This is a genomic window from Actinomycetes bacterium (assembly GCA_024222295.1).
Taxonomy (GTDB): Bacteria; Actinomycetota; Acidimicrobiia; order Acidimicrobiales; family Microtrichaceae; genus JAAEPF01.
Window position 1 is genome coordinate 142,924 of the sequence record JAAEPF010000024.1, and the last position, 14,529, is coordinate 157,452.

The following is a 14,529-nucleotide window of genomic DNA, read 5'->3' on the forward strand; positions in this document are numbered from 1 at the left end:
GTCGAATGCGCGGACTCGGCGAGAGCAGGGTCTGCACCGGGGGCGAGCACGGCGTCGTGCGAACCGTATCGGCTGGCCGAGGACGTGGATCACACCGCTGACCACGGCGGTAGTTACGCTCGGATCGCAATGCTCAGCGAGGCTGTCGCGCAAGCGGCCCACCGACATGGCCACACCCCCGCGGTGATGGTCGACGGCTCCGGGGCGACCTGGGGCGAGGTGCACTTGGCGTCCGAGGCCCTTGCCGCCATGCTCTCAGCGCGAGGCATCGGTGCGCCCCAAGTGGTTGGCCTCGCCATGCGCCCCGGACCGATGTGGCTCGTCGCGGCCACCGCTGTCGACCGTACCGGCGCAGCGTTTGCCGGGCTGTCACCCATCGCCACCGCCCCGGAGCGAGCGGCCATGGTGAAGAGCATTGAACCGGCGTTGGTGCTGGCGGAACCGGATCTCGCCGACGGCCTTCCCCTTCGCACACAGGTTGTGGTGCTCGAGAGCGACGGTGCGGGACTCGACTCGATGGGGGTCACCAAGGCGGTTGCCGCACTCGGAGCCACCGGCGAGGCCGCCGCGCCGGGCGCCGTCGCCAGTCATGGGCGCACCGACGAGCGCCGCTACGCCATCTGCTTCACCTCGGGGACGACGGGCGATCCCAGGCCTGCGGAGTACCGCGTGGGAGCCGCACGCGCAGTCGAGCGCATCGACCTGGGCAGCTCGGCTGCGCAGTCGGGGGGCAGCGGGTTCGAGATGATCTCGTCGACCCAGTTCGCACACGTGGGGTTCACCCTGAAGGTGCCCTGGTACGCCCGGCTCGGGTGCACGATGCACGTGATGCCGCGCTGGCGTGCCGATGATGCGATCGAGCTGGTGGCCGGACGCCACATGGCGACGCTGGGGGTGGTCGCCCCCCAGCTCGCGCTGATCCTCGCGTCGGACCTGCTCAACGAGCGCGACCTGTCGGCGCTGCGGCTGGTGATAGCCGGTGGGGCGCCGTCGCCCCCTGCGCTCATAGCGGAGGCACGCAGTCGCCTGGGCGTCGACTACTCGATCAGGTACTCCTCCACGGAGTCGGGAGGGGTCGGTCTCTCGGCGCTTGTCGACGATGACAACCCCGACGCGGTCGGCACGATCGGCGTGCCCCGTCCGGGAGTGCAGGCCCGGGTGGCCGAGCCCGACGGTTCACCGGCTCCCGCCGGTGAGGTGGCAGAGTTGCAGATCCTCTCGCCCGCCACCATGACCGGCTACCTCGGTGCGCCCGAGGCCACTGCAGCGGCCTTCACCGCTGACGGGTGGCTGCGCACGGGAGACCTGGCGCTCGTGCGCGAGGACGGCCGGTTCGTGCTGGCCGGGCGCGGCAGCGACATGTACATCCGTGGCGGCTACAACGTGCACCCCGAGGAGGTCGAGGCCGTATTGGGCACACATCCCGCAGTGGCGGCGGTTGCAGTCGCCGCCCGCCCCGATGACGTGATGGGCGAGGTGGGGGTGGCTGTGGTCGTGCCTGCGGCGGGAAGCACACCTCCGACGCTCGAGCAGCTCCGCGCCCACGCAGCTGGTGAGCTCGCCCGCCACAAGCTGCCCGAGGGCTTGGTGGTCGCGTCGAGCCTGCCACTCAACGACGCGGAGAAACTCGACCGCAGGCGGTTGGCTGAGATGTTGGGCTCGTGAGCGACGTGGTCGCGCTGGTTGCATCCCTGGTCGGCCTGGTGATCGCCTGGCTCTTGACGGTGCCGCTGTTCCGATTCAAGGAAATGCGGCCGATGACTCCACGCGACGTGTCCAACGAAGCGGGCCTCGAGATCCGCGCTGTCGTGCGCCATGCCCGGTGTCCGAAGTGTCACCGCGACCACGGCCCGGCCGACGTGCTGCCCGTCGTGTCGTGGCTGCGTGGCTGTCCCGGGTGTGGGCTGCGTCTGCCTGCGACGGTCGCGGTGTTCCAGTTGGCGCTACCGCTCGCCGCGGCCATCACGGCGATCGTGTTCGACCCGGTGTGGGTGGTGGTGCTCTTCGTGTGGTTCGCGGTGGTGGTCACCTCGGTTGCCGTTGTGGATGCCCGGGTGTGGCTGATTCCGTGGTGGGCGCCGTGGGTGGGATCCGCTGTCGGGGCGGTGCTGATGGTGATTGCGTCGCTCTCGGTGGACGACACCCAGCGCCTGGTGTGGGCGTTGGCCGGGGCTGTCGGTGCGTTCGTCGTGTTCTTCGTGCTCTGGTTCGTGGCGCCGGGAAGGCTGGGTTTCGGCGACGTGCGCCTGTCGTTCATGATCGGGCTGTTCCTGGGCTGGATCGACCCACTTCTCGTCGTGTGGGGACTGCTGTTCGGCAGCGTGGTCGGGCTGATCGTCGGCCTGTGGACCCTTGTGGTGCGCAAGGGCGGGCATTTCGCGTTCGGTCCGGCACTGGGCATCGGCGCGTTGTTGGCCGTGTGGCTGCAGGACTACCTGCTGGTCTCGGCGGGGTAGTGAGTCGGCCCCGGGAAAATTCCTGATCGGTATTCACTTTTCGGAAGCTACCGCGCGTAGAATAATCGGCCTGAGGGGGCTCGGTCCGGGCGGGGCGGCCCGGAATGTGCCGGAAAGCAAGACTGAGACCAAGGGGGACCGGGAATGGGGGTTCGTCGTGTACCCACCTCACGGTGGATACGTCGTGGCGCGGTTGCTGCCCTGTGCGCAATCGGGCTGAGCACCCTCGGCACCGCTGTGACCGCCGGCGCCCAGCAGGATGACGCGTCAGGCAAGGTCGTTCGCGGGGGCGCCAACGCGGCCGCGGACTCCATGGCCTTCAACATCGCCAGCGCCGGAGCGTCACTCGGATGGACGTTCGGCCGCTCGCTGGCGGGCTACCAGGACCTGACCACCACCGGAGAGGGCAGGGGGGTCGACCTCGGTGCCCTTGCCTCGCTGTTCGCCCTGCCGCAGTGCGATGGTGAACTCCCGCCGGCGCTCGACACCGACACGCTTCCCGAACTCACGGTGGCCGAATCGTTCGGGCAGGGTCCACAGGGGCCATTCGAATCCGAGGTCAACCTGCCCCAGATGGCAGAAGACAAGTCCTCGCCCACGGCTCTCGGCACCCAGAGCGCGCAGAGCACGAACGATCGCGCAGAGGGCTCGACAACCACGCTCACGCAGGACTTCGGCTTCTTCAGGGTCAACGACGCAAGCTCACGGGCGTGGGTGTCGTTCGAGGACGGCGTGCGAACGGCCCACGCCGTGTCGCGGGCCGACCGCATCGAGATCCTCGGACAGGTCGTGTTCGTTGATCCGGTGTGGTCCGCCACCGCGAAGTCGGGTGCCGAGGAACTCGCCGAGGGTTCCTTCACCTTCCGTGGCGCATCCGTGTACGGCAACTGGTTGTCGGGGCGGGCGCTGGAGCAGAACCTCGACCTGTTCAAGTGGATCAACGAGACGTTCCTTGGTCCGCTCGGGCTCCGCATCTCCTTTCCAGAGGTGACCACCCCCGAGATCGGCGACGGGGTGACAGTCACCCCGCTCAAGGTCGACCTGATCGATTCCCCGTTGGCAAAGGACCTGCTGTTCCCACTGCTCGACACGGACCTGCTGGAGACCTACCGCGAGGACTCGGTCAGTGAGGACTGCCGCCGGGAGACCTTCTGGACCGTGATCGACAACCTGCGCTACGCGCTCGGGGGGCGGGGTGCGCTGGAGACCCATATCGGAGGCGTCGAGGTAACCACCGACGACACCGATTACTCCGCGGATCAGTTCGTATTCGGCGATGGCGGGGAGCCGGGCCCCCCTACTGAACCGGTCGTGCTGCCGCCTCTGCAGGAGCCGCCCCCCACAGTGCGTGACGGCTTCGAGTTCGGCGACGGATCCGACGACATCGGCTCGTTCGACGAGTTCGACGACTTCGACAGCGGTGACGGCGACTTCTCCGGCGGCTTCGACTCCGGTGGGGACTTCGAGGCCGGGATCACCGAGGCGGGCCTGTCCGAGCAAGCACCGGCCGAGGCCGAGGTGGCACAGGAGGAGCCCGAGGATGTTGTCGACAGCCGGGAGGTCGCATCAGGCGCACAACCGGACGGGTCGGCGAGCAACGCGGCAGCGGTGACCCTCGGCATCCTCGCGCTGCTTGGCGCGATGGGCCTGTCACTTGGCGACAGGTTCATGGGCATCCGCGCCAAGCACGTCATCGACGAGCCGGGTGACTCGTGAGCACCATGCGTTACCGAGTGGTGGGAGGCGGCAGATGAAGGACAGGCTGTTTCGCGGCTACGGACCCCTGATCGGGTTCACGGCCCTGTTCCTGGCCGTGGTGCTGCTGGTGCCCAGCAAGGCGCCAGAGGAAGTCGACCCCGAGGGCGGTGACGTCTCCGGCGTGTTGGACATGATCGGAGAAGACGGCAGCGAGCTCCGCTACGACGAGGACGGCAACCTCATCGACCCCGAGACCGGAGAGGTCGATCCCACGGTCGCCGGTGCCGCTGACTCGACCGGTTCGGGCTCCTCGGGTTCGACGGGAGGCTCGGGCAGCGGGTCATCCGGCGGGTCCGGCTCCGGGGGCGGCAGCGGGACTGGCAACGGCGCGGCTGGTGGCAACGCTGCCGGTGGCGCCAACAAGGGCCCCACGAAGGTGGCCGGATGCGGCGGGGTACAGGTCAAGGGCGACCCCTACTCGCCACCTTGTGTTCAGTTCTCGGGTTCCAACGGAGGTGCAACCCATCGCGGTGTCAGCGACTCGGAGATCGTGGTCACCGTTCGCATCGATGGCTTCGACAGCGGCCTGGTGGACGCCGTCACCAAGGCCGCCAGCACCGCAGGCAAGATCCCGAGTGAGCCCCGCGAGAAGGTGGAGCGCACCATCACGGGGCTGGTCGAGTACTTCAATCAGCGCTTCCAGTTCTACGGCCGCAAGATCAAGATGGTCATCTACGACGGCAAGGGCGACCCGCTCAACGAGATCATCGGCAACGGCCAGGAGGGTGCACGCGCCGATGCCGTGAAGGTGGCCAAGGAGATCGGTGCGTTCGCCGACGTGTCCGCCATCACAGCGCCATATGCGTCGTCGCTTGCCTCCGAGGGCGTCATCAATGTCGGCGCCCCGTACGTGCCGCGTGACTGGCTGACCCAGCGCCGCCCGTACTCCTGGACGCCCCTCACCGACTGCACAACCGTGGTGGAGGCCACTTCGTCCTACTACGCAACGAAGATGTTCGGAAAGCCTGCGGTCAATGCCCAGGGAGCCCTGAAGGACAAGCCCCGCCGGCTCGTCGTGGTTGCTCCGGAAAACAAGGAGTACCAGGACTGCGTGAGTGCAGGCATCGCCATGCTCAACCAGCGCGGCGCCGGTTCGGAGCTGGTGGGTCGCTATGAGTACAAGATCGACGTCAACAACACAGGCACGGCTCGTGACGTGGCGACCAAGCTCGTGGCCGACGAGGCCACCACCCTGATGTGCGGCTGTGACCCTGTCTTCCTCAACTACCTGGCCCAGGAGATCCGCGCGGCCAACATCAGCCCGGAGATGATCATGGTCGGCGTCGCACTGGTGGACACAGACCTGGTCGGCCAGCTCTTCCAGCAGGATGTCTGGCGCAACGCATTTGGTATCTCCTTTCAGGGCGCGACCGCACCACAGCGCTCCACGATCGCCTACGCCGCCTACAAGGCGGTGCGACCCGATGAGCCATCGATCACGGTCGACATCCTCTACAACCAGCTCTACATGCTCGCGATCGGCATCCAGATGGCCGGACCCGACCTGAATCCCCTGAGCTTCGAGAAAGGCATGTTCTCCTACCCGAAACGGTCAGGTCCCTACGGCAGCTGGGGATTCGGCCCCAACGACTACAGCACCTCCGATGACGTCCGCGAGGTGTTCTGGAACCCGGGAGCCCAGTCGGTGTTCAACCGGGCCGCCGGTGCCTACCAGAATCCCAACGGCGACGCTCGCTTCCCGATCGGCAAGTGGCCGGGCGGCCAGCCCCGGGCAGCGGGGTGAACACCGTGCCGCCCGGCGGTACGCCGGTCGCTCCGACCGATCCCCCCCAGCCTGCGAGCGACCCCGACGAATTGGTCGACGGTGGGTGGGTCTGGCTGCCATCCGGGGCGGCTCGCTGGGCCGCAGCCACAGCCGTGGTCCTGGCTGCGGCCTGGCTCACTGCCTCGCTTGTGCTGCCCCGCGGGCTTCCGCCGGGCATCGTGTTGCTCGGGTTGGTCTACGGGTCGACCACCGGGCTCACCGCTGTGGGACTCATCCTGGTGTGGCGCGCGAACCGGGTCATCAACTTCGCCAACATCGCCATCGCAGGGCTGGCCGGCACGGCGGTCGTGCGGGCATTCCTGCAGTGGGACTTCCCGTGGTGGCTGGCGCTTGTAGCCGCGCCGCTAGCCGGTCTGGGGGTAGGGGCCCTGGCGGAGGTAACCGTGATCAGGCGGTTCGCCAACGCGCCGAAGCTGGTCCTCACCGTTGCGACGATCGGACTCGCCCAATTGCTGGGCGGTCTCGAACTGGTCATGGCCGAGACGCTGTACCCGGACGTGCCGCTGATCGTGACCCCGTTCGAAACCCCGCTGTCGTCGTGGCAGTTCAATCTCGGGCCGGTGAAGCTCAGCGGCAACGACATGCTGCCATTGCTGGTCGTGCCCGTGATCGTCGGCGCGCTCGCCTGGTTCATGCAGCGAACCTTGGCCGGCCAAGCCGTTCGCGCTGCCGCGGAGAACACCGACCGTGCACGCCTGCTCGGCATTCCTGTGAGGCGGCTCGTCACCCTGGTATGGGCTCTCGCCGGCCTGCTGGCGGCGGCCACGCTGGTCCTGAGGGCACCGGCACTCGGAATCAGCCCGTCGGCGGCGATGGGCCCCACCATTCTGCTACCGGCGCTGGCCGCGGCAATCGTCGCGCGAATGGAGTCGATGCCGGTCGCGTTCGCCGCCGCAATGGTGATCGGCGTCATCGAGCGCACCGTGAGCTGGAACAGCGAGACGCCATCGTTCAACACGGTCGTGGTGCTGGCCCTGATCCTCGGAGCACTCCTGTTCCAGCGGCGGGGGGCATCGCGTGCATTCGATTCCGATGGCGGCTGGAAGGAAGCGGAGCTGATAGCGAAGCTCCACCCACGGATCGCCAAGCTGAGCCTGGTCAGGCTGGCCAAGGCGGGTCTGTTGGTCCTCGTGGTTGCCGCGGCGGTGCTGGTGCCGCTGCTGTTGCAGCCGGGGGCCTCGTTCACCGCGTCGATCATGGCCGTGTGGGCGATCGTCGGTGTGAGCCTGGTGGTTCTCACCGGTTGGGGTGGCCAGATCAGCCTCGGCCAATTCGGCATCGTCGGCGCGGCGGCCATGGTCGGCGGCAACCTGATCAGCCACTGGAACACCGACCTGTTCGTGATGCTCGCGGGAGCCACGACGGCGGGGGTGTTGGTTGCGCTACTGATCGGGCTGCCGGCGTTGCGCATCCAGGGGCCGTTCCTCGCAGTGGTGACCCTGGCGTTCGCGGTGATGCTCGACGAGTTCGTGCTCAACCCGACCGTCTTCCCGGCCATCGTGCCCGACTCGATTGCCCGCCCGGTGTTGTTCGAGCGCATCGACCTCGGCTCCGAGCGCGCAATGCTCTACTTCTCCCTGGCGGTGCTCGCCTTCGCGGTCGTTCTCACCCTCGGTGTCCGCAAGTCCCGCTCCGGCCGCCTGTTGCTCGCCAGCCGCGACAACCTCAAGGCGGCCGAGGCGGCCTCGGTGCACTCGATCTGGATCCGGCTGAGCGCGTTCATGTTCGCAGGCGCCCTCGCGGGCCTCGCCGGCGGGTTGCACATGCTCGTCAACAACGGTGCGCGGGCGGGTTCCTACACGCCGGCGATGTCCGTGGACGTTTTTGCCCTCACCACGATCGGCGGTCTCGGCTCGGTTCCAGGCGCCGTGTTCGGGGCGGGCGGTGGCCGCGGCCTGCAGGACGCGAGCGACATCCTGCGACTGACCGCCTCGGGTCTCGGCGTGCTGCTGGTGCTGTGGCTTGTCCCATCGGGCGTGGCCGGCATCGCAGCGAGGGTTCGCGACCGGCTCGTGCGCCCCCTCGCGGCGCGCCATGGCATGGACCTCGAGGGTCGGCCGGTGGGGCCGGCCAAGCCAGTCGAGGCAAGCCCCAAGGACCGGCCGCCTGAGCCACCGGACACACCGGCACCGCCGGGCCCGGCGACGCCACCACCGTTCGACCCTGCGCGCATCCAGACCGTCGGGGCGCCAACCGCCGCTGGCGCGGAAGCGACGGTTCCCGCAGTGGCGACACCCACCGGGGCGGCGGCCAACGGCAACGGTCATCACATGGCCGCGGCGCCCCTGCTCCAGGGGTCACAACTCCGCAGCGACCCTCCGGCCGCCCTGCTGGCCGCGAGTGGAGTTGACGTGTCCTATGGCCAGTTGCAGATCCTGTTCGACGTCGCCCTCGACGTCGCCGACGGAGAGATCGTGGCCCTTCTCGGCACCAACGGGGCAGGCAAGTCCACGATCCTCAAGGCCATCTGCGGCCTCGCTCCGCACAACGGCAAGGTCCGCATCGGCGACGTCGACCTGTCCAACAAGTCCGCCGAGCAGATCGTGCGCGATGGCGTCGCACTGATGCCGGGCGGCAAGGCGATCTTCCCGACCATGTCGGTCGACGACCATCTCCGCCTGTCCACCTGGACGTTCCGCAAGGACTCCCAGCGGATCGAGGACTCACTCGAGGACGTCCACCGCCTCTTTCCCGTGTTGTCGCGCCGGGGCAGCCAGCTGGCGGGCGACCTGTCGGGAGGTGAGCAGCAGCAGCTGGCCATGGCGATGACCCTCATGCTCCGTCCCCGGGTCATGCTCATCGACGAGTTGTCACTCGGGCTCTCCCCGATGATCGTGGCCGCGCTGTGCGACGTGGTGCGGATGATGCGCGACAACCGCATCACGATCGTTGTGGTGGAGCAGTCCATCAACGTTGCGCTCACGCTCGCCGAGCGGGCCGTGTTCATGGAGAAGGGCACGGTGCGTTTCGAGGGTCCCACCCGCGAGTTGCTGGAGCGTCCCGACCTCCTGCGTTCGGTGTTCATCGAGGGTGCCGGAGGTTCGTCCGATGACTCCGACGACGATGATGAGGGAGTGAGGGCGATCACGTCGATCGACCTCACACGCCTCGAGGCTGCGCCCCACGACGACATCCCCGTCGAGGAGCGCGATCCGATCCTGGTGTGCTCCGACCTCACGAAGCGTTTCGGTGGAGTCAATGCCCTCAGCCATGTCGACCTGGAGGTGAGACCCGGCGAGATCGTCGGACTGATCGGTCAGAACGGTGCCGGCAAGACGACACTCATGGACTGCATCTCCGGGTTCCACAGCGTGGATTCCGGCAGGGTGTTGTTCCGCGACACCGACATCACCGACTGGGCTCCCAACGAGCGGGCCCGTGGTCGGCTCGGACGTTCGTTCCAGGAGGCGAGGCTGTTCCCATCGCTCACCACCAGTGAGGTGATCGCGGTGGCGTGCGAAAGGACTGTGCTCAACCGCTCGCTGGTGGCCGACGCCACCCGCCAGCCCGCGTCGTACGTGGCCGAGGAGAAGACCCTCGAGAAGGTCAGGGGTCTGGTCGACATGCTCGGTCTCGACCCGTACGCGAACACGCCGGTGGCGGCGCTTTCCACGGGCACCCGGCGCATCGTGGAACTCGCCTGCCTGCTGGCCGAGGAACCGATGCTCATGTGCCTGGATGAGCCCTCCGCAGGCGTGGCCCAGAAGGAGACGGAGGCACTGGGCCCGCTGCTGCGCCAGATCTGTGAGCACACCGGTGCCGGGATGCTCGTGATCGAACACGACATGCCGTTGCTCGCCGGGCTTTGTGACCGGCTCGTGGCGATGGAGCTCGGCGAGATCCTGGTGCAGGGCCCCCCTTCGGAGGTGCTGGACCATCCTGCTGTGATCGCTGCCTACCTCGGCACTGATGCAGCCGCGATCAACCGCTCGGGAGCAACGGTGTCCTGAGCGGTCGGGTCGTGCTCCTGATCGGCTGCCGCGGGAACACGCAGAAGGCCCACCCGAAAGGGTGGGCCTTCTGTCGTTGGTGGAGGCGATGGGAGTCGAACCCACGACCTCCTCGATGCGACCGAGGCGCTCTAGCCAGCTGAGCTACGCCCCCAACGGACTGCCCATGTTATGCGTTCGCGCTGCCCCGCCCGGAATCGGTTCGGGGCACTCCTCGGCTCGAGCCGGCTCAGCCCTTGCGGCGGCGTCGGCGCCACTGTGGGGTGGCGCGCGCCTCCACTTCCTTCGCCCCGGCGAGGTCGAAACTGAACCGGCCGGCGTCGAAGCGCAACCGGGCGACCGGAACCCCTCCGACCGCCCTGTCGGTCACGATGACGACGTCGTTGCCGTTGGCGCGCACCTGCTCCACAACAGCGCAGACCCAGCCGTCAGGCCCGTCCACGGTGCCGGCGGGCGCACACACGATGTCGCGGCTCACGATGTCGCGCTCGAAGGCGTCCTGCTCGGAATCGGGGAGGGCCCACTTGATGGAGGCGTCCGCGACGACTGCAACCTGCACGTCGGGATGCTGGCGCACCAGGTCTGCGCGGGCCCGGTGCAGCTGCTCGAGCGAGGGTGACTGTCGGCGCCAGCCCGCGACCGTATCGGCATCGAGCAGCACCACGAGTCTCTTGCTGTCTGTCATGGCGGCGAACTCTGCTCAGACCGGGGCCGGTTCCAGCGGTGCCGCTTCCGCTCCGGGTGGCTGTGAGAGTCCGAGTTCGTCACGGCGTGCATACGCCCAACCGGGTCCCCGCACCACGAACCCGATCCGGTCGTCCCAGTTGTCGGACCTGGCGACGTCGCTGACGATGTCGACGTACTCGTGGGTGGCGACCCGCAGCGGGTTGAACGTGTCGATGTTCTTGGTGAGCCCGTAGCGCACCGGCTCGTCCTCGGGCTCGAATGTGCCGAACAGCTTGTCCCAGATGATGAGGATGCTGCCGTGGTTGCGGTCGAGGTACTGGCGATTCGCGCCGTGGTGCACCCGGTGGTGCGACGGCGTGTTGAGGACCTTCTCGAGCGGGCCGAGGGTGCGGATCACCTCGGTGTGGATCCAGTACTGGTAGATGAGATTGACCCCGCGGGCCTGTTCGATGAGGTCCGGCCTGATGCCGAGCAGGGCCATCAATCCGTACGGAACGAATGTGCCGAGTGCATCAGCCACCGGCTGGCGCAGCGCCGTGGACAGGTTGTAGTGCTCCGAGGAGTGGTGCACCACGTGAATCGCCCACAGGTAGCGTGCCTCGTGCTGAATGCGGTGGTTCCAGTAGTAGATGGCGTCCCAGGCGAAGACTGCGGCGAGGGCGGCTGCCGGGCCTGATCCCCAATCGGGCAGCAGCCTTCGTTCGAACGCCTTGTGTGCCATCGTGCGGTTGGCCCAGGTGCCGGCCACGACCGCACCGGCAGACGCAATGGCGGCCATCGCGGCCGAGCCGCCGACGCGCCGGGCGAGCCGACGCACCCTGTCGCGCCGCCGCTCGCGGCTGGGGCCGGGTTCGGCGTGCCCTTCGGGTTCAGCGGATTCGGCAGCTTCGGTGCTGCTGGTCGGCAATTCCCCGGGTTCGACGTCGGTCGCGCGGGCGACCGCATCCGCCGCTGCGGCGGTGAGGGCGGCCCCTGCTGCCACTCCCAGCGCCACCTTCCGCCACCGTCCGCCGGCGATGTCGAAGTTGCGCATGGGCGGACGGGTTGCGAGCGGGACCACAAGGCTTCCGAGACCCATGGCGAGGCTGGCGATGGTGTCGTTGCGCTCGTAGTCGCCGGGCGCGGCGCCGCCGTCTTCGCGTCGCTTGCGCCACCATGCCGCTTCAGCACCCATGGTGCCGAAGTAGAACGGGATCGCGGCAACAGTTAGGTCAACCATCTGAGCCTCCTGACATGGCGCCGATCAGTTCGACGAACTTCGCCGACTCTGCCACGCGAGCTTCGCGCACCGCGTCGAGCCGGCCCCGGGTGAGCAGCGTCTTGGTGGCCATCAGCGGCCCCAACGGCAGCGCTCCGATGTGGTGGGCGATCTCCATCGTCTCGGGCATCAGTCGGTCGGGAGCCACAGCCCGCAGCGCCAGGCCGTCGGCCACCGCCTGCTCGGCGCTGACCCACGGCTCGGTGTAGAGGACCTCGGCTGCCCTTTGGCGGCCCATCGCGGCCGGCAGCAGCAAGCTGGCAGAGGCCTCGGTGGTGACACCGAGGGAGATGAACGGTGCCTTGAGGCGTGCCTCGGTGGAGATCAGCGCGATGTCGCAGTGCAGCAGCAAGGTCAGTCCGATACCGACACCGAGGCCGTTGACCGCGGCGATCAGGGGCTTGGGGAACTCCTCGACCACGGGCATCAGGCGTTCGTAGCCAGGCTCTGAGTCCTCGAACACCGTGGGGTCGGACATCTCGTCGAGGTCCTGGCCCGCAGTGAAGGCCCTTCCTGTGCCGGTGAGCACAACACAACGCACCGAGTCGTCGGCGGCCGCGTCCTCCAGGGCCGCGGCCAGCGAGTACCAGAGCACCTGATTGAAGGCGTTCAGCGCATCCGGTCGGTTCAGGGTGAGCACCCGGGCGCCACCGGAATCCTCACTCAGCAAGAGGTCGTCCATCCCCGAACGCTACGCCACCGGTTGCCACCCGCGACAGGCGCTGCGACGCTGTGTGGCCCCTCCCGGGCGCGAGGGCCGATCCGATACCCGAGGTGAACATGACCAGCAACGCCGAAGCGACCGCAGCCGACAAGAGGTCTGTATTCCATTCGTGGTCAGCGCAGGACCTGATTTCGCCACTGCCGGTGGCCGGCGGCGAAGGCGTGAGGTTCTGGGACGAGGACGGCAACACATACCTCGACTTCTCGTCGCAGCTGGTCAACCTCAACCTTGGCCACCAGCACCCGCGCATGGTCGAGGCGATCCGCGAGCAGGCGGGTGTGCTCTGCACGATCGCACCGACCTTCGCCAATGCCACACGTTCCGAGGCTGCCGAACTGATCATCTCGCACGCTCCCGCCGGGCTGGAGAAGGTGTTCTTCACCAATGGCGGCGCCGAGGCGGTCGAGAACGCCCTGCGGATGGCCAAGATCCACACAGGTCGCCACAAGGTGCTGTCCGCCTACCGCAGCTACCACGGCGCTACCGCCGGGGCGATTGCCTCCACCGGCGAACCGCGCCGCTGGGGTAGCGAGCCGACCGTGCCGGGTGCGGTGCACTTCTTCGGGCCCTACCAGTACCGCTCGGAGTTCGGATCGAGCACGGAGGCAGAAGAGCGTGAACGCGCACTCGAGCACCTGGGCTCCGTCGTGGCCATGGAGGGCCCTCACACGATCGCGGCGATCATCCTCGAAACGGTCGTGGGCACCAACGGCGTGCTCGTGCCACCCGAGGGCTACCTGGCCGGAGTGCGCGAGCTGTGTGACCGCCACGGGATCCTGATGATCTCCGACGAGGTCATGGTCGGATTCGGCCGGCTGGGCACCTGGTTCGGTGTCGATCACTGGGGGGTGCGTCCGGACCTGATCACGTTCGCCAAGGGAGTGAACTCGGGATACGTGCCCCTGGGCGGTGTGCTGATCTCAGCGGACGTGGCGGCGACGTTCGGTGAGCTTCCGTACCCGGGTGGCCTCACCTACAGCGGTCATCCCCTCGCTTGTGCGGCCGCTGTGGAGTCGATCCGGGTCTTCGAAGACGACGACATCTGCGGCCGCGTCGCACGGCTCGGTGAGCAGGTGTTCCGCCCGCGGCTCCGCCAGATCGCCGATCGCCACCCATCGGTCGGTGAAACCCGCGGACTGGGCTGCTTCTTCGCCATCGAGCTGGTGCGCGATCCGGGCACGCGGGAGCCGCTCGTGCCGTTCAATGCCTCCGGTGATGAGGCCGCGCCGATGAATGCCGTGCTCGCAGCCTGCCGGGAGCGCGGCGTGTGGCCCTTCGCGCACTTCAACCGCCTGCAGCTCGCGCCGCCGTTGGTGATATCCGAGGACGATCTCGTCGCTGGCCTCGACGCCATCGACGAGGCGCTCGAGGTGGCTGACGCTTACGTGGGGTCCTGAGCCGGGCCTTTGCGGGCGGCGATAGGATCGACCCCATGGCCGACGAACTGGACTCCGACTACGAGCCGAGCCCGTGGGACCCGATCGCGGACCACGTGCGTCGCTACCTCGACACCGATGGTGCAGACGGTTTCGAGTGGGAAGGCGCCCAGGTGATCATCCTGTCGACCACGGGCCGCTCCAGCGGCCGCGTGCGACGCACGCCTCTGATACGCATCGCTGACGGCGACCGCTACATCGTGATCGCCTCGATGGGCGGGGCCCCGGAGCACCCGAAGTGGTACCTCAATCTGGTCGACAATCCTGAGGTCACCATCCAGGACCGTGGCGACCTCCATGAACTGCGTGCACGCACCGCCGACGCGGAGGAAAAGGCACGCCTCTGGCCCCTGGCAGTGGCTCAGTGGCCCGACTACGAGGCCTACCAGGAAGCCACGGAACGAGACATCCCACTTGTGCTCTGCGAGCCGCGCTGACCCTACGGTCGCCGCGGCGGCGCCAACTCAGGGCTGA

At 68.0% G+C, this 14,529-nt stretch carries 10 protein-coding genes and 1 tRNA gene; 7 read left to right on the forward strand and 4 right to left on the reverse strand.

All coding sequences use genetic code 11. From position 1 onward, the window contains the following. The first annotated feature begins 129 nt into the window (after positions 1–129). From GY812_08555 to GY812_08575, 5 genes are all read left to right on the forward strand, one after another. The gene (locus tag GY812_08555; GenBank protein MCP4435531.1) at positions 130–1,665 is read left to right on the forward strand and encodes an acyl--CoA ligase; all 1,536 of its coding nucleotides are present in this window, start codon (positions 130–132) and stop codon (positions 1,663–1,665) included. After that, a complete protein-coding gene (locus GY812_08560) occupies positions 1,662–2,456 on the forward strand; it encodes a prepilin peptidase (protein MCP4435532.1) in 795 nt (264 codons plus the stop codon). Before GY812_08555 ends, GY812_08560 begins: the two co-directional genes overlap by 4 nt. Before the next feature lie 144 nt (positions 2,457–2,600). Next, the gene (locus tag GY812_08565) at positions 2,601–4,172 is read left to right on the forward strand and encodes a hypothetical protein (protein ID MCP4435533.1); all 1,572 of its coding nucleotides are present in this window, start codon (positions 2,601–2,603) and stop codon (positions 4,170–4,172) included. 34 nt (positions 4,173–4,206) lie between these two features. After that, positions 4,207–5,958 carry an ABC transporter substrate-binding protein gene (locus GY812_08570; GenBank protein MCP4435534.1) on the forward strand — a complete coding sequence of 584 codons (1,752 nt, stop codon included), beginning with the start codon at positions 4,207–4,209 and terminating at the stop codon, positions 5,956–5,958. After that, a complete protein-coding gene (locus GY812_08575) occupies positions 5,955–9,950 on the forward strand; it encodes an ATP-binding cassette domain-containing protein (GenBank protein MCP4435535.1) in 3,996 nt (1,331 codons plus the stop codon). Before GY812_08570 ends, GY812_08575 begins: the two co-directional genes overlap by 4 nt. A gap of 77 nt (positions 9,951–10,027) precedes the next feature. Here the strand turns inward: GY812_08575 and GY812_08580 are convergent. From GY812_08580 to GY812_08595, 4 genes are all read right to left on the reverse strand, one after another. Continuing rightward, a tRNA-Ala gene (locus GY812_08580) sits at positions 10,028–10,104 on the reverse strand. A gap of 75 nt (positions 10,105–10,179) precedes the next feature. Then, entirely contained in the window at positions 10,180–10,635 is a 456-nt protein-coding gene (locus tag GY812_08585) for a hypothetical protein (protein ID MCP4435536.1), read from the reverse strand. 15 nt (positions 10,636–10,650) lie between these two features. Beyond that, a complete protein-coding gene (locus GY812_08590) occupies positions 10,651–11,811 on the reverse strand; it encodes a sterol desaturase family protein (GenBank protein ID MCP4435537.1) in 1,161 nt (386 codons plus the stop codon). Between the two features lie 37 nt (positions 11,812–11,848). Further along, entirely contained in the window at positions 11,849–12,577 is a 729-nt protein-coding gene (locus tag GY812_08595) for an enoyl-CoA hydratase/isomerase family protein (protein ID MCP4435538.1), read from the reverse strand. Between the two features lie 98 nt (positions 12,578–12,675). Between GY812_08595 and GY812_08600 the strand changes: the two genes are divergently transcribed. Further along, on the forward strand, positions 12,676–14,016 hold the full coding sequence (locus GY812_08600) for an aspartate aminotransferase family protein (GenBank protein MCP4435539.1): 1,341 nt from the start codon (positions 12,676–12,678) through the stop codon (positions 14,014–14,016). A gap of 35 nt (positions 14,017–14,051) precedes the next feature. Then, positions 14,052–14,492: a nitroreductase family deazaflavin-dependent oxidoreductase gene (locus tag GY812_08605; GenBank protein MCP4435540.1), complete on the forward strand. Its 441-nt coding sequence runs from the start codon at positions 14,052–14,054 to the stop codon at positions 14,490–14,492. Positions 14,493–14,529 lie beyond the last annotated feature (37 nt).

Bases quoted from the DNA above. Each gene is read 5' to 3' on its own strand.
- GY812_08555 (MCP4435531.1), top strand. From the start codon at position 130: ATGCTCAGCGAGGCTGTCGCGCAAGCGGCCCACCGACATGGCCACACC.
- GY812_08565 (MCP4435533.1), top strand. From the start codon at position 2,601: ATGGGGGTTCGTCGTGTACCCACCTCACGGTGGATACGTCGTGGCGCG.
- GY812_08570 (MCP4435534.1), top strand. From the start codon at position 4,207: ATGAAGGACAGGCTGTTTCGCGGCTACGGACCCCTGATCGGGTTCACG.
- GY812_08585 (MCP4435536.1), bottom strand. From the start codon at position 10,635: ATGACAGACAGCAAGAGACTCGTGGTGCTGCTCGATGCCGATACGGTC.
- GY812_08590 (MCP4435537.1), bottom strand. From the start codon at position 11,811: ATGGGTGCTGAAGCGGCATGGTGGCGCAAGCGACGCGAAGACGGCGGC.
- GY812_08595 (MCP4435538.1), bottom strand. From the start codon at position 12,577: ATGGACGACCTCTTGCTGAGTGAGGATTCCGGTGGCGCCCGGGTGCTC.
- GY812_08600 (MCP4435539.1), top strand. From the start codon at position 12,676: ATGACCAGCAACGCCGAAGCGACCGCAGCCGACAAGAGGTCTGTATTC.
- GY812_08605 (MCP4435540.1), top strand. From the start codon at position 14,052: ATGGCCGACGAACTGGACTCCGACTACGAGCCGAGCCCGTGGGACCCG.